The 19,237-nt window shown below is 34.1% G+C and carries 19 protein-coding genes, 1 other RNA gene and 2 pseudogenes; 7 read left to right on the top strand and 15 right to left on the bottom strand.

Going from position 1 to position 19,237, the window contains the following annotated elements; all coding sequences use genetic code 11:
• The first annotated feature begins 210 nt into the window (after positions 1–210).
• The gene (locus R2I74_RS07175; protein ID WP_316354934.1) at positions 211–1,980 is read left to right on the top strand and encodes a type I secretion system permease/ATPase; all 1,770 of its coding nucleotides are present in this window, start codon (positions 211–213) and stop codon (positions 1,978–1,980) included.
• 30 nt (positions 1,981–2,010) lie between these two features.
• Positions 2,011–3,531: an HlyD family type I secretion periplasmic adaptor subunit gene (locus tag R2I74_RS07170; RefSeq protein WP_316354933.1), complete on the top strand. Its 1,521-nt coding sequence runs from the start codon at positions 2,011–2,013 to the stop codon at positions 3,529–3,531.
• A 308-nt stretch (positions 3,532–3,839) separates the two neighbouring features.
• Here the strand turns inward: R2I74_RS07170 and R2I74_RS07165 are convergent, their stop codons facing one another.
• The 12 genes and pseudogenes from R2I74_RS07165 to ffs form a co-directional block, all read right to left on the bottom strand.
• Positions 3,840–4,154 carry a (2Fe-2S) ferredoxin domain-containing protein gene (locus R2I74_RS07165; RefSeq protein WP_316354931.1) on the bottom strand — a complete coding sequence of 105 codons (315 nt, stop codon included), beginning with the start codon at positions 4,152–4,154 and terminating at the stop codon, positions 3,840–3,842.
• Between the two features lie 34 nt (positions 4,155–4,188).
• Positions 4,189–6,927: an AsmA family protein gene (locus R2I74_RS07160; protein ID WP_316354930.1), complete on the bottom strand. Its 2,739-nt coding sequence runs from the start codon at positions 6,925–6,927 to the stop codon at positions 4,189–4,191.
• Between the two features lie 193 nt (positions 6,928–7,120).
• Complete coding sequence (fumC, locus tag R2I74_RS07155) at positions 7,121–8,503, bottom strand: class II fumarate hydratase (RefSeq protein ID WP_316354926.1); 1,383 nt, start codon at positions 8,501–8,503, stop codon at positions 7,121–7,123.
• Between the two features lies 1 nt (position 8,504).
• Positions 8,505–9,152: a histidine phosphotransferase family protein gene (locus tag R2I74_RS07150; protein WP_316354924.1), complete on the bottom strand. Its 648-nt coding sequence runs from the start codon at positions 9,150–9,152 to the stop codon at positions 8,505–8,507.
• Positions 9,153–9,252: 100 nt separating this feature from the next.
• Positions 9,253–9,771 (bottom strand): annotated as a pseudogene (locus R2I74_RS07145) (recombination mediator RecR); the annotation flags it as partial.
• Between the two features lie 21 nt (positions 9,772–9,792).
• Entirely contained in the window at positions 9,793–10,263 is a 471-nt protein-coding gene (locus tag R2I74_RS07140) for an IS630 family transposase (RefSeq protein ID WP_316355238.1), read from the bottom strand.
• Between the two features lies 1 nt (position 10,264).
• Entirely contained in the window at positions 10,265–10,618 is a 354-nt protein-coding gene (locus R2I74_RS07135; RefSeq protein WP_316353116.1) for an IS630 transposase-related protein, read from the bottom strand.
• Between the two features lie 55 nt (positions 10,619–10,673).
• Positions 10,674–10,757, bottom strand: a pseudogene (locus R2I74_RS07130) (recombination mediator RecR); the annotation flags it as partial.
• A gap of 21 nt (positions 10,758–10,778) precedes the next feature.
• A complete protein-coding gene (locus tag R2I74_RS07125; RefSeq protein ID WP_316354921.1) occupies positions 10,779–11,102 on the bottom strand; it encodes a YbaB/EbfC family nucleoid-associated protein in 324 nt (107 codons plus the stop codon).
• 17 nt (positions 11,103–11,119) lie between these two features.
• Complete coding sequence (locus R2I74_RS07120) at positions 11,120–11,584, bottom strand: palindromic element RPE1 domain-containing protein (RefSeq protein ID WP_316354919.1); 465 nt, start codon at positions 11,582–11,584, stop codon at positions 11,120–11,122.
• Positions 11,585–11,618: 34 nt separating this feature from the next.
• Positions 11,619–12,788, bottom strand: coding sequence for a DNA polymerase III subunit gamma/tau (dnaX, locus tag R2I74_RS07115; RefSeq protein ID WP_316354918.1), 1,170 nt, complete (start codon positions 12,786–12,788; stop codon positions 11,619–11,621).
• An 8-nt stretch (positions 12,789–12,796) separates the two neighbouring features.
• An RNA gene (ffs, locus tag R2I74_RS07110) (signal recognition particle sRNA small type) lies at positions 12,797–12,889 on the bottom strand.
• A gap of 338 nt (positions 12,890–13,227) precedes the next feature.
• Here ffs and R2I74_RS07105 point away from each other — a divergent pair.
• Both R2I74_RS07105 and R2I74_RS08235 read left to right on the top strand, forming a co-directional pair.
• Positions 13,228–14,057, top strand: a protein-coding gene (locus R2I74_RS07105; protein ID WP_316354915.1) for an IS5 family transposase whose coding sequence is annotated in 2 segments (ribosomal slippage) — positions 13,228–13,618 and positions 13,618–14,057 — 831 coding nt in all. Because the reading frame shifts where the segments join, the coding sequence is not laid out codon by codon here.
• Entirely contained in the window at positions 14,023–14,343 is a 321-nt protein-coding gene (locus tag R2I74_RS08235) for a SemiSWEET transporter (RefSeq protein WP_394355833.1), read from the top strand. Before R2I74_RS07105 ends, R2I74_RS08235 begins: the two co-directional genes overlap by 35 nt.
• A 21-nt stretch (positions 14,344–14,364) precedes the next feature.
• Here the strand turns inward: R2I74_RS08235 and R2I74_RS07100 are convergent, their stop codons facing one another.
• A complete protein-coding gene (locus R2I74_RS07100) occupies positions 14,365–15,066 on the bottom strand; it encodes an NADPH-dependent FMN reductase (RefSeq protein ID WP_316354912.1) in 702 nt (233 codons plus the stop codon).
• A gap of 197 nt (positions 15,067–15,263) precedes the next feature.
• On the opposite strand from R2I74_RS07100, the gene R2I74_RS07095 reads away from it, so the two are divergent.
• On the top strand, positions 15,264–16,466 hold the full coding sequence (locus R2I74_RS07095; protein WP_316354909.1) for a BaiN/RdsA family NAD(P)/FAD-dependent oxidoreductase: 1,203 nt from the start codon (positions 15,264–15,266) through the stop codon (positions 16,464–16,466).
• A 628-nt stretch (positions 16,467–17,094) separates the two neighbouring features.
• Here the strand turns inward: R2I74_RS07095 and R2I74_RS07090 are convergent.
• Together R2I74_RS07090 and R2I74_RS07085 are read right to left on the bottom strand one after the other, a co-directional pair.
• A complete protein-coding gene (locus R2I74_RS07090) occupies positions 17,095–17,310 on the bottom strand; it encodes a cold-shock protein (protein ID WP_316354905.1) in 216 nt (71 codons plus the stop codon).
• Between the two features lie 163 nt (positions 17,311–17,473).
• Positions 17,474–17,956 carry a DNA polymerase III subunit chi gene (locus tag R2I74_RS07085; RefSeq protein ID WP_316354903.1) on the bottom strand — a complete coding sequence of 161 codons (483 nt, stop codon included), beginning with the start codon at positions 17,954–17,956 and terminating at the stop codon, positions 17,474–17,476.
• Positions 17,957–17,980: 24 nt separating this feature from the next.
• On the opposite strand from R2I74_RS07085, the gene R2I74_RS07080 reads away from it, so the two are divergent.
• Together R2I74_RS07080 and groES are read left to right on the top strand one after the other, a co-directional pair.
• Positions 17,981–18,856 (top strand): glycosyltransferase family 2 protein, encoded by an 876-nt coding sequence (locus R2I74_RS07080; protein WP_316354901.1) that lies wholly within the window; start codon positions 17,981–17,983, stop codon positions 18,854–18,856.
• Positions 18,857–18,934: 78 nt separating this feature from the next.
• Positions 18,935–19,222: a co-chaperone GroES gene (gene groES / locus R2I74_RS07075; RefSeq protein ID WP_316354899.1), complete on the top strand. Its 288-nt coding sequence runs from the start codon at positions 18,935–18,937 to the stop codon at positions 19,220–19,222.
• Positions 19,223–19,237: the final 15 nt, after the last annotated feature.

The following is a 19,237-nucleotide window of genomic DNA, read 5'->3' as shown; positions in this document are numbered from 1 at the left end:
AAAACCATAGGCGCCAAGTTTAAGGAATAACTACGTTATGAAATGAATTTATGCTATACTAAACTATCACACATAATAATATAAATTTTTCTTGACTTTTTGCGATTAATAGTTAATAATTAGTAATATTAATTAGATAGTTTCAGTTAGTTGTCTTAATTAATTAGTGTGTTGTTAACTAATTTAATGTTATAATAAAAAGTAAAAGCTATGCAAAATAATCCCATTGATGTAGACGTTCTTGATAAAAACCTTAACCTCTTCACCAGAGCCATTAAAAAATGTAAAGATGTCTTCTGGATAACCTTCTGGTTCGCTTTTGTAATTAATCTCCTAATGCTAATCACGCCTCTATACTCACTACAGGTATTAGATCGAGTGATTGGTAGCGGCAGCCTTCACACTTTGCTAATGTTATCAGTTATTATTGGTATTGTCTATTTTGTATATGGGTTGTTGCAAATAGCTAGATCATTTACCTTGATCAAAGTAGGAGAATGGTTAGATAACAACCTCTCACCCGCCTTATTTGGTCACGCAATATCGGCATCTGCAACCAGAGTGCCAATTAATGCTAGTCAATTACTGAGAGATTTTCAAACCGTTAAGACTTTTCTTACCAGCACTGGAATTAATACATTATTTGATGCACCGTGGAGTATTATTTATATTATTGTAATTTTTTTAATTCATCCATATTTAGGTATATTGACAATAGTTGGAGCACTTTTAATTGTATCTACTGCATTTTTTAATGCGATAGCTACTAATAAAACTTTAGGTGAAGCAACTGAATTTTCAATAAAAAGCTTAACTCAAGCAGAGGTTGCAAGCAGGAATGCTGAAGCTGTAGAAGCTATGGGTATGATGAAGAATGTTACCAAGAATTGGCAAAAATTCAATCAGGCATCACTATCCAAACAATCTATGGCCAGCTATCGTAACGGCGTTATTTCAAACTTTTCAAGATTCATTCGTAATATAATGCAGATGTTAGTTACCGGCATAGGTGCTTACGTAGTAGTAGATACCGCTGGTAGAGATATGACTACCGGAGGCATGATTATGAGTTCTATTATAGTTGGTAGAGCCTTGGCACCATTTGATAATGCTATTGAATTATGGAAAAGCATCAGTGGTGCTATGAAATCCTATAAGAACATCAATCATGCGCTTAATAGCTATACTTCAAGAGATGAGTCCATGCCTATACCACATGTGGAAGGACATTTAACAGTTGAGAATGTGTATTATGCATTACCTACACCTCCAGGTGCAATGCAACCGCCAACTCCACAATATATTCTGAAGGGAGTATCTTTTAGTGTACAACCTGGAGAAATACTAGCGATTATTGGTCCTTCGGCTGCTGGTAAATCAACGTTAGCTAAAGTAATTGTCGGCGTTTGGAAGGCTGCTTCAGGTGCGGTAAGATTAGACAATGGAGAAATTTTTCGTTGGAACAGAGAAGATTTTGGTAAACATGTTGGCTACCTTCCTCAAGGAATAGAGCTATTTAGCGGTAGTATCAAACAAAATATCGCCAGAATGCTTGAAGATGCAGAACCGGAAAAGGTTATTGCGGCGGCAAAGCTTGCTGGAGCTCATGAAATGATTTTACGTTTTCCTGATGGTTACGACTCTGACATTGGCCAAGCCGGTTCAAATTTGTCTGGAGGACAGAGGCAACGTATAGGACTTGCCAGAGCATTTTATGATACCCCAAAGCTGGTAATACTTGATGAACCCAATGCTAACCTTGACGAAGCCGGCGAAATTGCTTTATCTAATGCGCTAAAACAGGCAAAAGCAATGAACACTGCGGTGATTGTGATTTCTCATCGACCTTCCGTATTATCGGTTGTCGATAAAATTTTGGTAGTACAAGACGGAGCAGTAGCCGCATATGGTTCTCAGGATGAGATCCAGAATCGAGTAAAAATGCTAAAAAGTGGTACTATCCATATTAATGATAAATAATGTTTTTTAACAATAAATAATGTTTTGATTATGTCTGATCCTAAAGAACCAAAGCCAAAAATTACCATGGAACAATTACAGCAGTTAATGGCGTTACAACAAGGTATGGCTACTAAACCGAAACTGACCAAAAGTCAGCAAGTTATACAAAAGACCTTGACCACAATTATGCAAAAAATGCAAAAATTGACAGTTTCTCTCGATCGTTTCATTAATTTTATTACCAAAAAAGAAGGTAATAATCGTAATGATGTATCGCAAGCAGCTAGATCACCGATTGTATTTGGTGTATATGTCATCCTCATTTTTGTAGGAATTGGTGGAATATGGAGTAGTGTTGCACCACTTGATAGTGCGGCAGTAGCCACTGGCACTCTAATCTCAAATACCAATAAAAAAACTATCCAACATCAAGAAGGCGGGATTATCAAGAATATCTTTGTTCATCAGGGGGATGTTGTGACTGCTGGAGCAAAATTGATAGAGCTTGATGAAACTAGAGTCAAGTCGCAATATGAAAATGTATTACACCAATATAGAACTGCATTAGCTACAGAAAGTCGTTTGATTGCAGAACGTGATAATCAAGAAACAATAGTATTTCCTGAATTTCTTACCAAGGATATTGCCGTTCCTGAGGTTGAAAAAGCAGTATATACCCAAGAAAACTTATTTAGAGCACAAAAAGAAATGTATCGAGCCGAGAAAGAATCTTTACACCAAAAAATTGCTCAGTTGAATAAACAAATTGAAGGATATGAAGCCAAGAAAGTTTCTCTTGCTAAAAATTTGGAAGTAATTACTGATCGCCTAAAAGCAACACGAACACTGCATGCAAAGAATTTTGTTCAGAAAGCTACATTGCTGGAATTAGAAGCAAAGGAAGCTGGCGCTAAAAGTGAAATCGCTATGACCGATACTGAAATTGCTAAAACTTATCAAGAGATTACTAAAAGTGATATTGAAATTATCAATTTACAAAATAAATTTACCAATAAGACTCTGGCGGAATTAAAAGATTCTCAGATTCAAGCTGGAAGCTTGCGTGAACAGTTTTACGCTTTACGTGATTCATTAGATCGTATAGTGATAAAATCTCCGGTTGACGGAGTGATTAACGTATTATATTTCCATACAATCGGAGGAGTAATAAGTCCAAGTAATCCAATTATGGAAATTTCTCCGACTAACGATTCACTACTTATCGAAGCCAAAGTTCCGCACAAAAACATAGATTCTGTTTACCCAGGATTGATTGCAAAAATAAGATTTAGTGCTTTTAAATCTAGAACCACTCCATTATTTACTGGAAAAGTAATGTCAATATCACCAGATATCGTACAAGATAAGAACCCTGGTGCGGAGAGTTTTTATATTGCTAGAATCGAAATAGATATGGATGAATTTGAAAAAGTGGCAAAATCTAGAAATCTAGAATTACATCCTGGTATGCAGGCTGAAGTACAGATTGTAACTGGTACCAGAACATTGCTTCGCTATTTATTCGATCCACTTACAGATGTTATGTTTAGAGCATTTCGTGAGAAATAAATAGTAATAGACCCCTTTCACAAGTGTAAGCGTTCGCGAGTTTTTTGTGAACGTTAGTACAGGACTTACAAAGCTACAACCACCGTCTGAGCTGAGAAGTAAAACGACGAAGCAATCCAGAAAATAGCTAAAAAACATTGATTTTAACTCGATTGCTTCGTCGTTTTACTCCTCAGCTCAGACGATTTTCTAATCCGTGAACGCTCTCTCACAAATTTGGTAAGCGTTTACGGTTTTTAGAAAAAGTCGTCTGAGTAGTATACTAACCTAAAAAACTCGTGTAAGTTTGTAAGAGAAGTCTAAAATTATCATTTCATCAATAAGTCACTAACAATAGCATCATTAGAAAAGCGAGATTGTACTATTCTATCCACATCTTCGATTGATCTTATGCTATACCATCTGCCTTCCGGATAAACTACCATGCTCACTCCTCGTTCACATTCATTCAAGCATCCGGCCTTATTAATACGAATATTATTTATGGCTGATTTTTTCACTACAGTTTTCATATATTCAATTAACTGCTCCGCCCCCTTTTGTTGGCAACAACCTCTATCAGCATTGGGATCACGTTGATTATTACATATGAAAACATGAAAATCATAATGAGGAACTGCCATATATTTTATACCTTTTAAAGTTTGTGAGAGAGATCTATTGTAAAATCTTATTTAAACCTTTTTTAATTAAATTTTCTAGCGGTTTCTTAGGTGAAAGATTCGAGTCAGGATTCTCCTCTACTTGATCAGTACCTTGTACTGGTGGTTCTTGATCATTTCTTTGTTTTTCTCCACCGATAAGGTTTTTAAGTAAATTTTTAGGTTTAACATTTTTCATAACATCGCCTAAAACATTTTGTATAATATATTTTTTCAAAGAATCTAGATCTATTTTGTGCTGGATAGAGTCTAGAGCACCATATAGGTGAACCTGAAAAGCTGGCATATTCTTAATATCAACAGTAATAGTACTATTAACATCCAATAAATATTGTGGCAAATTAATTTGACCAACTGCAGTAGCAGCAGCTCCTGGAATTTCTACATTTAATTTTGTTATCTGAGCAATGCCATCTTTAATAATTGTGCTACCTTCCAGTTTTTTAAAAACAGTTTCTCCACTAGTAAAAGCATTATTTAAAGAACTAAATACAGTTTCGATATTTTTAATATTATTTAAGGAGTCAACCACCTGCTGCAGATTAATTCCGTTTAATCGTCCATTTATACCGTCAAAATTGATATTGCCTGATAAATTATTAATATATTGAGCTTGATTAATACCAGTAGATTTTAAAGCTGTATCCAAATTAAAGGTTCCCTGTACTACTTTAAAACGCTGAGAATCAGGGGTGATATCTTTCAGCCTGGCTCCTTTTATTGAAGCATTTAGCGAGAAAGGCTGATTCGCTACTGCAGCAATAGAGCCATTGCTACTCAGTTGACCACCATATAAATCACCAGTTAAAGATACTAAATTTGCTGTATGATCGGCTAGTTTCACTTTTACTTTTATATTATCGAATACAAAGGAACTTTTAACAATTTTCTTGATAGCTAAATTACAATCAGCATTAATTTTACCAAGAAAAGATAAATCTATTTTGTCTTCTGTCCAACGTTTGTCAGGTTCTACTTTTCTTTGATCTGTAGCGTTAGAGCCTATATTAGATGGTGATCCTGGTGGTAAAAAATAATCTAAATTAATAGTAGAAGCTTCTAAATTCAAAGCAATATTAGGCAGATTCTTGATGAGATTTATCGAGGAATCACCAATCATCGTCACGGTTTCATTATTAGCCACTATTGAAGAATTAAATTTAATTTTAATATCTTTAGATAAATCTCCTTGTACTAGCCCGGAAAAAGAAAATGCCTTTAAATATGAGTTAAAATTATTTTGCAATAATAATTGCAGTGTTTTATGAAGATTGTTACCAGCCAATTTGATTTCTAAATTTGATTTAGTGTCCTGACCATAAGCTATATCACCTTTAATATTGCTAGTCATTTGTGCAAATGTGATAGATGTATTAGTATTGATCAACTCTTTATCTTTGGTAGTTTCTCCACTTATTTGCACTAGACCTGGAAAAATCGGTAAATTAATACCAAAGAGCCGAGCTAAAGCTAACACATCATCAGTTTTTAAATCATAAGAGAGTACAGGTTTGCTGCTCCAATTTTGGGCGCCAATTTTGCCTTTGACCTTAGTTTTTGCAATATCAACAACAATATCTTGTATCAGTAAATCCTGATCTTTATAGTTTAACATTGCCGACAAAGATATGGCTTGACTTAGGAACTGACTTATCTGAACAGACTGAATTTTTAAAGCTGCCATAAATAGTTGCGGAGTTTTAGCTTCAGCGTAAATTTTACTGGTAAAAATTCCGCCAGCTTTCTGATCTACTGGTTCAATTTTAAAGCCGATCTGGCCTGGTTGAACATCAAGCAATAAATTAGCCCCTACTTGTTTCAAAGAATAATTCCCTTCTCCACTTAGCTGAATTGCACCAAGAGTCAGGTTAATAGGCTTAATTGTTATTGCATCACGGTTTGTTTGAATCGTAGCCGAAAATCTGTATTCCTGTGCTAACCCTGCCGGCAAAGTAAGATTAGGTACTATTGAATTTAGATTTTTGAGGTCGCCATCACTGCTAATATCACCTTTAAATGAAAAATCTTTAGCATCGATTTCTCCCTTAAGTATAATTTTTTTATCTAGTAATTTAAGCTCTACCATTAAAGCTATTATATCTGTGAGCGAATCTATTTTCCCTTTTAAATCCAACTTTTTTTCAAAAATTTCAAAAGTAGAAGTAAAATCTATTGGTCCTTTAAAACTACTGATATTTGCATCTATATCGATATTACTTAAAGTGGTTTTCGCCTTTTTATCTAAATATTGCACTTGTCCTTGGCTAATTCTAATCGACTTTACCATAAATGGAGTAGCAGTATCCTGGCTTGTGGCACTATCTTCTTTTACCGATGATGGTTTATTAGAGGAAAATTCCCAGCTATTATTCTTACCGTCTGCTGATTTTTCCAATGAAATAATTGGGTTGATTAAATCTATTGAAGAAATTATGATTTGTTTTGCAAAAAGTGAAGTTGGGGATAGCGCTACTTTTACAGTCTTAATTGCTATAAAAGATGGTTCTTGCGCACCAGTAAAAGATGAAAGAGTTACATTTTCTACCTTAAGTGTTGGTATTGGTAGTATATCTAAAGAAATATCTCCTTGAATCAGTAAATCCCTACCGATAGCGTCTTTTACTTTTTTGGCGATGAATTCCTTATAATTGTTTAAGGAAAATAATTTAGGAGCTAATAATAATATAATTACTAAAACCAAAATGGTAAAACCAAAGTACTTTAATTTTTTCATAGCTATTGTATTGGTGTTTTTTAAATTAAATAATAGAAAATAATATTCCAGGAAAATGTGCGAGTGATAGACGAAGGTCAAAATTGAAGAAGTGCTAGGAGTATCAAAGTCGAGTACGAGCTGCGTACTTTAGTACGTGAGGAACGCAGATCTTTAGATACGACAACGCAATTCTCAATTTCCACCGAGTATATCATATCATAGTTTCGGGTTTAACTAACCTATCAAACTCCTCCGCCGTTAACAAATTTAGTGCAATTGCTGCAGCTTTTAAAGTAGTTCCTTCCTTATGGGCTTTTTTTGCGATCTTGGCGGCATTATCATAACCAATATGAGGATTTAACGCTGTTACCAACATCAAAGATTGATCTCGCAGATAATTGATACGTTCTAAATTTGGCTCAAGACCTATAATACAATGATCAACAAAACTATTCATAGCAGTAGCTAGTAAATCTATCGATTGTAAAATATTATATATAATCATCGGCTTGAATACATTTAATTCAAGATGACCACTCATGCCACCGACAGTAACTGCTGTATGGTTACCGATTACTTGTGCACACACCATAGTCATGGCTTCACATTGAGTAGGATTAACTTTACCAGGCATTATTGACGATCCCGGCTCATTTTCGGGTAAAGATAATTCACCAAAACCACAACGTGGTCCTGAACCTAATAGTCTAATATCATTAGCAATTTTCATCAAAGCTACTGCAATAGTATTTAACACTCCCGAAAATTCCACTAAAGTATCATGGCTAGCTAATGCTTCAAATTTATTGGGCGCAGTCTTGAACGGATAACTAGTATATTGTGCCACTGCCATTGCAAATTTTTCTGCAAAACCTGGCTTGCAATTAATGCCCGTTCCTACTGCCGTACCACCCTGAGCTAGCAAATATACTCTGGTTAAAACTCCTTCAATCCGATCAATTGCAAATTTTATTTGAGTCGCATACCCTGAAAATTCTTGACCTAAAGTAATTGGAGTTGCATCCTGCAAATGCGTGCGTCCAATCTTCACATATTGATGCCATACAACGGCTTTATCATCCAAAGCAGCATACAACTTTTGCAAAGCAGGAATTAACTGCTCTTTAGCTCCCAACACAGTTGCAATGTGCATGGCTGTAGGAAAAGAATCATTAGAAGATTGTCCTAGATTCACATGATCGTTGGGATGCACCGGAGACTTACCACCGCAAATCCCAGTCAAGCTCTCATTAGCAATACTTGCTATTACCTCATTCATATTCATATTAGTTTGAGTACCTGATCCTGTTTGCCATACTACCAAAGGAAAATGTTCACTAAACTCTCCTGTTAATATCTTAGAGGCAGAATCAACGATTGCCTGGGCTATTTCTGGCTGCAATCCGCCTAATTCAGCATTAACTAAAGCTGCACATTTTTTAAGTATAGCCAAGGCTTTAATCAGAAGCGTTGGCATTTTTTGGCCACCGATCTTAAAATTCTCTAAAGATCTTTGTGTCTGAGCACCCCAATAAAATTTATTATCTATTTTGATTTTGCCAAAAGAATCTGTTTCAATACGATATTGTGTCATTTTATTTTTGCTCCAAAGTTGTTTGCACAGAATATTGTATCATCTCCGTTGATTGTGTAATTAACAATTCACACTGTGTTTGTTGGTGTAAATAATATGTATAATATTCATGACAATTGTGAATATTAAGATTATTCCAATTTTCATTACCCAGTAAAATATTGGCTTTCTGTTGATCAATTTTCTGGTAGCCACCAATTGCTTGCACTATAATGCTTAGCTTATTATTTATCATCGATAGCTGACAATTAATCTGACCGTTTTTAATGATGTGTTCAAATGCTATAATAATCAAACATATTATTATTTTTCCTACCAGCTTATCCAGCATAGTGTGATGTAAATTACTACGCAATTGTAAAATTATCTGTTGAGACACTAGATCCAAACATTGATTACTTAACATTTGAATTTCGTTGATATTGATATTTTCTAAAGAATCTATATTACCATATGCATATCGATAAAATTTTAGGCGACTAACTAGTTTTCTAGAATTTATCGATAAAAGCTGCAAAGCAGAATTTTTAATACTAACATCTGCACTACTTAATAATTCCGTACAGCTATCAACAGCTCCTATAATCCCAGCAAAATCATGACATAATTTTGATGCCAACAACTCGGAAAATAACAACTGATTTTTCATAGATGGAAACCACTTTAATATGTAATAGTTAAGGTTGTTTTGGGATTTTTTTTATAATATTGAGAGCATTCAATAAACTTCGTCAATAGCTTGAGCAATATTAATCAAATGGTTGTCTTAAAGCAATAGCTAAAGATACCGTACCATCATCCAAATAATCCAATTCTCCGCCTATAGGAATACCATTTGCAAGTCGAGAAATTTTAAGGTTACAATTCCTGAAATATTCAGTGATAAAATATGCGGTGGTTTGTCCTTCTAGAGTTGCGTTTGTCGCAATAATAAGTTCAGTAACCCCATGATTCATGCATCTGTCTAATAATTGTGGTAACCTTAGAGAATCTGGAGTTTTTCCCATGCTGGCAGACAATGCTCCACCCAACACATGGTATTTTCCATTAAAATTTCCACTTCGCTCAATAGCCCATAATTCAGCTACAGTTTCTACTATAGCAATGATGCTTTTATCTCTATCTGAAGTAGCACAAATTTGACAAATATTATGAGAATCAATATTTTGACAAATCTCACATATTTGAATTTTACTAGCTGCAAGAGCTAGACCTTCCATTAAATTCTTTAATCTTACTTCTTTTTCCTGTAATAAATGTAATACTATAGCTAAACCCCTATAAAACGGTTATAACATGTACTTTTCAAACAGAGTGTCTACGTCACAGCGATATTTCCTTCTTCTAGATTTAGCTTGAGCCCATTTTGGTTCAATAGGATTCAAATCAGGAGAATAAGGCGGTAAGTACTCCAATATATGACCAGCTTTTTCTATCATAGTTTTTAAATACGGACTTTTATGGAAACTTGCATTGTCTGTCACAACCACGGAATTATTAGGTAATTTCGGTATTAAATCTTGTTCTACCCAGCTGTTAAAAATAACTGTATTAACATTGCCGTCAAAAATTGACACGGTTAGCAGCGATTTACCTACTAATGCCCCTATAACATTAGTTCTTTTTGACGGATGCCAATCATGAACACCATAACACCTCTTGCCTTTTGCCGAATATCCGTGAGTTCTAGGCGCGCTATGGACAAACCCGCTCTCATCGGTAAAGACAATAACTTTTTCCTCTGCCTCGTACTTTTTTATCTTATTCTGAAATTCTAACCTCTCTTCTTCTTTTGCCTTCGGATGTTTTAAAGCTTTTTTTATACGTAATGTTCAACTTCTTTAATGCTTTTTGTATTCCAGATTTACTCACTCCTAACCGCTCAGCTCTTTCATATTGATACGCGTCACTATATTGCACCACGTCTTCTCTCAATTTATCAATCGGTATTTTTTTCGAAGCTCTATTCCTATTCTTTAGAGGAGATATTTTTTTAGTCCATACAAATACCGTGTTTTTTCCTACTCCAAAACGTTTTGATATTGATTCAAAACTCATCTTCTCTTTTTCTTTGATAGCCAGTACTTTCTTTCTAAAATCTATCGAATATGTCATAACAATTATTTTAATTATACCCTTTGATTATAACCGTTTTATAGAGGTTTAGCTATATCCTTCTACTTGAACGCTGCCCAAGTCCTGGTAATTTTGAAAAAAGGTATATTAACTGCTCTACCTCATTTGTTTTACGCATATACTTTTTAATCAACCATAATTAGAAAGGCATCTTGAATCCCGGCGGCAAACTTAAGCCACCGAAGGTATTTGACAACGAATCTTGCGACTCACTGTCAAACTTTTGTTTAGCATCATTAAAAGCAGCGACTACCAGATCTTCTAACATCTCTTTTTCTTCTACTTTAGTAAGAGATTCATCAATACGTACCATTAAGCATTCTCCACGCCCGTTGATCTTGATCGCTACCAGCCCTCCACCGGATTTTCCTTCATACTCTTTACCAGCCATCTGCTCTTGCATTTCCTGCATTTTCTTTTGCATAGTTTGCGCTTGTTTTACAAATTGATTTAAATTAACCATAAATTATCTACCCTGCTTTATTTGAACGAATTTAGTAATATGTCTGTAATCTCAACTGATCTAAAATGGCTAGTAATTAACTTCCACTCACGACCTAATTTTATTTCATTGATTAATTGATCTCTTAGTGTCAATATTTCGGGTTGTATAGTAATACCAACATCCCACTGTTTCCCTGTCCATGCAAATAGTAATTGACTAATATGACTTAGTAAACCATGTTTCACACTAGACCTCCTCACAAACTCTACTTCTGCGGATGATTTGTACGTCGATCCAGTACTCGAATCCTCACGCACCCTAAAGTGCGTTCCGGTTCTCCGTTCCGTGTCTCCTTCAAATCCTCTCTCAGAAGCGAATTTGTGAGGAGGTCTACTTTTTATTGCTATCTCAAACTTTAGATCATCAAAACACTTAATTTCCGCTTGATTTAATAAAAAATAATAAATTTCTATTTCATTCTGTCCATATAGAAATACCAAAAAATCTGTTATTCTATAATTAGTGGTTTTTTGTTCAGCGCCTGGGTAAACCTTCCTGACTGACCAAATCTTCAGCCTTAGGTAAAGTTTGAGCGTAAATTGCCTTAATTATTAACATCTCAGTAGTAATGAGTAAATTATGTGCTGATCTTATATCTTGCAACCCATTGTTAAATATCTGCCACAGAATGGTAAGTTGAGATAAACTAACATCGGCTAATATATTGCTGATGTCTTGCTGGTAGGACTCATACAAAGGGCTGGAATAATGCTTGAGCATTTTTTGCTTACAACAATAAGCAATTAAATCACTGATTGATGCAATTAATTTTTCTAAATCCATGGATTTATTATACAAATACTCTACTAATTGTAATGCCCCACCTAAATCATGCAGCAAAATTTTTTGCAAAATCTCAATTATACTATGCGTAGTTACTAACCCCAACATCTGATTGATCATTGCAGCATCAATTGGCTGGTGCTGTTTGCCATCAGATAAATTTGCTGCCTGATCTAATATAGTAATAGCATCCCTAGCAGAGCCTTCTGCCAAATGCGCTATTGTATTTACTGCATCCTGCGATAAATATAAATTTTCCTGTTTTACAATTTGTTGTAGCAGCTGTTGTATTTCATTAAAAGTAAATCGACGTAAATCATATCTCTGACATCTTGAGATAATCGTAAGTGGAATTTTTTGCACTTCAGTAGTAGCAAAAATAAAAATAACATGTGCTGGAGGTTCTTCTAATGTCTTAAGCAAAGCACTGAATGCACTCTTAGACAGCATATGCACTTCATCAATAATAAATACTTTATACTTGGCAAGTAGAGGTTTGTATTCACTACTACTTATTATTTCTCGTATATCATCAACACTTGTTCTGCTTGCAGCATCAATCTCGATAATATCTGGGTGCGTATTATTTAAAAATCCTTGACAATTCTGGCAACAACCACAAGGTACTACCTGCTCTTGTTCCACCATTTGAGCAGTACAGTTAATTGTTTTAGCAATAATGCGTGCTGAGCTGGTTTTACCTACTCCTCTAATCCCCGTCAGTAAATAGCTTTGAGCAAGGCGATTATGTTGGATGGCATAACTTAAAATTTTAGTTAATGCATCTTGAGCAAGAAGTTCGGTAAATTTTGTTGGTCGATATTTTTTGGCAAGAGAAATGTATGATGTAGATGTAATCATAAGATTTATAGTAACGCTAGCAGCGACCCACTAATTTTATTTTGGCTGCTTTCTTTCGAACCTGACCACCTGAATAAAGTTCATGCCCGCCACTAGCAAATCAAAAATAGTCATTTTATGTTTAACAAGCAAGCGCAAACTGATAAATAATTGAATGTTATTAAGTATAAAGCTAAACAAGGGGCTGTCTACTAAATTAGACCTCTTGCAAACTATATCTGGTTTATAATTTTGTTGTCAAAATTTGACTCAAGTCGCAGCATCAAAAAAAGTCACTACCTTTATATTTTAAAAATTGTTACTTTTGCAATAATTTATGTGCTACGATAAACTTATAATTTTAATTAAGCTGAGATTTATTTATAATGAACTTTATTAGACCTCTTTCGAAACTGGACTAAATATGTTATAAAGTCGAATTTACTTAATTTAGAACTATATGAGATATAAAAATTTAAGCATTTTATCGGAAGAGCATTTTAGAAGATTAACAGGGGTAAGAAATAGTACATTTGAAAAGATGGTAGGGATTTTAAAGACAGAGAAACAAATAAATAGGAGGTACCAAGGTGGCAGAAGAGCTAGTCTTAGTATGGAAGACAGCCTATTAATGACACTTGAATATTTAAGGGAATACCGTACCTATTTTCATATAGCTAAGAATTATGGAGTTAGCGAAAGCAGTGCATTTAAAACAATTCGTTTTGTTGAAGACACTCTAATAAAACATCCGGATTTTGCTCTTCCAGGTAAGAAGGCTCTAGTTAAAAGCGGTATGGAGTATGAATTAGTTTTAATAGATGCTACAGAAAGCCCTATAGAGCGACCCCAAAAAAACAGAAATACTATTACTCAGGTAAAAAGAAAAGACATACGTTAAAGACTCAAATAGTAGTAGATAAGAAAAGCAAACGAGTCATATGCACTTCTTTTTCCAATGGTAAGCGTCATGATTTTAAATTATTTAAAGAATCAAGAACCCTTATACTGCCTGAGGTTAAAGTGATTACTGATACTGGTTATCAAGGCTTACAGAAGATTCATACAAATTCTGAGCTACCAAAGAAAAAGAGTAAAAAGAATGCTTTAACTAAAGAAGATAAGAAAAATAATAGAAGTTTAGCAAGTGACAGAGTATTAAATGAAAATGTTATCGGTATGTTAAAGCGTTTTAAAATAATTGCTGATAAATATCGAAATAGACGCAAAAGATTTGGTCTTAGGTTCAATTTAATTGCTGGTTTATATAATTGGGAGCTTGGTAAATGAGTTTCGAAAGAGGTCTATTTTAGAATATATATTAGTTTATCAAGAATTTTTAGGATTTGCTGCCGCTGCATTAGGCACAATTTCTTTTTTACCGCAAGTTATCAAAATATGGAAATCTCATTCTGTACAAGATATCTCATTCACAATGTATATAATTTATTGGATTAGTCTAATATTATGGTTGAGCTACGGAATAATCATAAAATCAATACCTCTCATTGCAGCTGAGTTATCAACTCTCATTTTGGTTTCTACCATTCTGATAATGAAGTACTTATGGAAGTAAATTACGGAAAATAATACCCTTTCACTGCCAACTATTCTTTATAGCCGTAGTTATACGAATAAAATCCATCACCACCTCCGTAAGTTCTTGATAATTTTCAGTATTAGTCAACAAACCTTCTTTGTTAAATTTATCATATGCTTTTGAAATGCTAATTTTTTTAGGCAACACAATCACACCAATATTACTCAACATCATTTGCAAAGGGACAAGACCTCGCCCACCACCTAAACCGCCAGGAGAAGCAGAAGCTAGAGCCACTATTTTATTGTTGTAAACTCTATTAGCAGGTTCATTTTCTTCGTTACTCCTAGATACCCAATCCAAAGTATTTTTTAACAATGGTGGGATCGAACTATTATATTCTGGTGAAGCAATAAAAATTCCATCATGATCAGCAAATATTTTCTTGAGTGCAATAGCTTTTTTAGGTAAGCCTTGCTGCGATTCCAGATCGCCGTCATAAATTGGTAAAGGATAATCTTTTAAATTAATAAAGGTTACATCAGCTCCTGCGGCCTTAGCAATTTCAAAGGCGCTGTATGCAAGCATTTTATTTACAGAATCTTTGCGAGCACTTCCTGCTAGGAATAGTAGTTTAGGTTTATTTTGCATATGAGCTATCGTATTTTTAGCATTATTTGTCTTTAATTTTTCTGTAGCCAAGGTAATATTAGGAAAAGTTAGAATTAGTAGTAAAAACATTAAGTTGATAATTTTCATAATGATAAACCTTTGATACTTACAATTATAATATTCTATTTTTAGTCTTACTCCAGAAAAAGAAGATTTTGAACTTATAATCTGATTGTAACTGAGATATAGATATCGATTAATATTCATAATTCACAACTACTATAATTTTATAAAATTTATTTGCTCCATTATCCTCAACCTTTTTTAAATCAGAGCTAGGTTCTGTGAAGAAATCCGATAATAAATATGACGTAATTGTCGTAGGAGCTGGTGCCGCCGGTTTAATGGCAGCAATTTATGCCGGCCAAAGAGGTAAGCGAACATTAATTATCGAACATACCAACAAAATTGGTGAAAAAATAAGGATATCCGGTGGCGGTAGATGCAATTTTACTAACTTGCACACCAGTAGTAACAATTTTATTTGTCAAAATCCTCATTTTATTAAATCTGCCCTAGCAAGCTATACTCAATACGACTTTATCAATTTGGTTAAATCTTATAATATCGCCTATCATGAAAAAACTTTAGGACAATTATTTTGTGATGGCTCCTCAAAACAAATCATTGAGATGTTGTTAGATCTATGCAAAAAATATCAAGTTGATATAAAATTAGCCTGCAATATCATAGATGTTTTTAAAAGCGATTATTTTACAATAGATAGCGATCATGGTGTTTTTGTAAGTAACGCTCTGATCATCGCTACTGGTGGATTATCAATTCCCAAAATAGGGGCTAGTGATTTTGGTTATCGCATAGCTGAGAAATTTGGACTAAAACTTATTCCAAGCAAACCAGCTCTAGTGCCGCTAATAGTTGCAGAAAAACAAAGAGAATTATTTATAAAATTGAGCGGGATTTCAAATCATTCAGTAGTAACTTATAAAAACACTAGTTTTACTGAAAATATTTTGTTTACCCATAAAGGCCTAAGTGGGCCAGCGATTTTACAAATTTCATCATATTTAGAGCAACTAACAGACGAAGAAATTTTTATTAATTTACTACCAGATTTTGATCTAGAACAAGCATTGATCAAAGATAAAAACAATAAACAAACTCTCACTAATTATCTAAAAAACCATCTCACAAACCGTCTGGTTGATAATTTAGCTTTATCAAATACTAATTTTAATAAAGCTATTACTGATCTTAAGAAGGAGCAATTATTATTTATTGCAAAATCATTACATAATTTTCAAGTGCCAATAAGTGATAGTGAAGGCTACCAAAAAGCCGAAGTTACTTCTGGAGGGATTGATACTAATGAATTATCCTCAAAAACTATGGAATCCATTAAAGTTCCCAACTTATTTTTCATAGGAGAAGTAGTCGACGTAACTGGCTGGCTTGGTGGCTATAATTTTCAATGGGCATGGTCATCAGGCTTTGCTGCTGGAAGCCACATTAACTTAACTGACTGATAACTGCATTATTTGGCTATCAAATATCTCAGCGGACGGGGTTACACAGCTCTTAAAATCGAACATTAGTTGACATTCTCATGCCGTCATTGCGGGAAGTGGCAAGCTCTTGATGCAATCTAGGAATCAGCCCAAAGTGCTGATAAAGACTGGATTGCTTCGATTTTTAACAAAATCTATGACGACTTTTTCTAAAAACAGTAAACACTCTACCAGCTAAGATGAGAAAAAAAACTAGATCCCTACTTGAGCCGTGAGTGAGTGTTTACGGATTAAAAAATCGTCATTGCGAGGAGTGAAACGACGAAGCAATCCAGTTGAAATCAATGTTTTTTAGCTATTTTCTGGATTGCCTCGTCGTTCCACTCCTCAGCTCAGACGGTGGTTATAGCTTTGTAAGGCGCTGACTTGCGTTCAATCATAAAAACCTGTGAACGCTTACAATCGTGATGACATCGGTGTTTTTAATTCAACTTCGGACAGTCATGATTATGGACAAGGATTTTGAAAGAGTGAAATAGAATTCTCTAGATTTCGCAAACATTTCTACCTGAAACGGGTCACTAATAATAAAAGCATCAATTTTCAAATGACTTAAATCTTACTTAACCCGAAACTCATTTATTATCTATTTAAGTTGAAGATTAATAGCAGAAAGCTTACCTCTATTATCTTCTGTATCAAAACCTATACGTTGACCTTCATCAAGACTACGAATTCCAGCAGCTTCCACAGCTGATATATGTACAAACACATCCTTGCTGCCGTCTTCTGGCTGAATAAATCCAAAACCTTTTGCTGCGTTAAACCACTTAACGTTACCTACTTTTTTAGCTGTACTCATAAAAAACCTTTTAAATATTGAGGGAATTATTGTTCTTAGTTTGGTAATCTAAGATCATAAGCAGAAACTAAAGCAAATAATCAATTTAAACAAGTTTTTTTTACGCTGTCACTACCAAATAAGTTAATATTAAACTAATAACAATTTATAATTGAAGACAAGCTTATGTTGCAACCCAATTTCCATTGGCACTTTGTGCATATATTTCAATAATGTAGCCAATATTTGCTAAACTTGTGGTGATTTCTTGAATATCAGCAGTAGCTTGTTGCTCTGCATCACTATATATTATACAAATTCTAATAAATTTTAAAATATTATGATCCTCAATTTGAGCACCCAAGATTGCAGAAAATTGGCTAGCTACTGGCTCAACCAAGATCAATACCGTAGCCTGATTTGGATTTACAAATTCATCCGTGATATAAACTGGTTGCAAGTGGGGCAATGGATCAAGTTTACTACCGTGCGGGATAAATTGTTTTTGTGAGTAAGTCCATAATAATTTGTTTAAATGTTCTTGCCGCTCAAGATTAGGCATCAGCACCACTACTTTCAAATTGCTGTGGTAACATTTTTCCACTAAGATGCACACTGTTTTTTCAATTGCATTATGCATAGTGTGATACACGCTACATTGTGCCATAGTAACCTGGTTTAATTAAAAAATATGTTAAAATGTAGTTATGTCGTACTAATTTTCAACAATGAAAATAATATTCAAAAATTAGTACATTCATTACAAAGTATTGTCGGTAATTTTCGTCGTGAATTTATTTTTATTGATGACGGCTCAACTGATAATTCACTAAAAATATTAAAACAAAGTATAGCTACATTACCAAAAACAACAATTATTTCACAGCAAAATATTGGTCCAGCTCTCAGTCTTAATAAAGCGATTAATTTAGTCGATGGTGATTATGTACATTTTGTACAAGGTTTCGAGATTTTGCAACCTGAATCGACTATCAAATTAATCAATTGTTGTGAAACAATGACGGCATCCGTCGCAATTGGGCGGAGCAGCACTAGTTTCTCAGAGACGAAATCTTCTAATAGACCTTCTTACATACAAGTCAGAACTTGTCCAATCAAAGAAATTTTAGAGCATAGTCCGCAAGCCTCACGTAATGTAGGATTGTCAGCTTCTTTAGTTAGACTTAAGCTACTAGAACAGATTAATGGAGCAGATGATCTAGTATATAATTGCAATATGTCTTTGTCACTTAGATGTGCGCAATATAGTAAATTTGCTTTTATTGATGAAGTGATCTCAATTACAGAAAATATTACTAAGTCCGAAGCCCAGTTGATGTTTGAAACTTACAATAATTTACGAGCAATTTTAAATTTTGTTCAAACTAATCCAGAATTTTGCCAAAGTTATAAATCTAGTTTACTTCTAGCCTTAAGCAATGAACTTAAAACTATACAAGCTAAGTGTAGTTACTACCTAAAGTATTTATTATCAAAATGGTTCAATAATGCTAATTTAGAACAAATTATAAATTATTACGAACAGGAATTAGCAAAATTATTATAAAAAACTTTATTACCTTCTCTTGAACTAAATTAAATTAAACATATATAGGTTAGTACATCAATAATATGGAGGTTCAAAATGAATTTTAAGCCACTACATGACAGAATTGCAATTGAAGCAACCCTGCAAGAAGAAAAAACCGCTGGCGGTATCATTATCCCTGATACTGCTAAGGAAAAACCAATGCGCGGTAAAGTAATAGCTGTTGGTAAAGGTACAAGAAGAGAAAACGGTACTGTCGATCCACTGGAAGTGAAAGTTGGAGATCAAGTACTATATGGCAAATGGGCTGGTACTGAAGTAGAAATTGACGGTAAAAAACTGATGATCATGAAAGAATCAGATATAATGGGCATTATTGGTTAAATTTCATTAAGGAGA

Source organism: Candidatus Trichorickettsia mobilis (assembly GCF_963422225.1).
GTDB lineage: Bacteria > Pseudomonadota > Alphaproteobacteria > Rickettsiales > Rickettsiaceae > Trichorickettsia > Trichorickettsia mobilis_B.
This window is presented reverse-complemented; position numbering and strand designations above follow the sequence as displayed.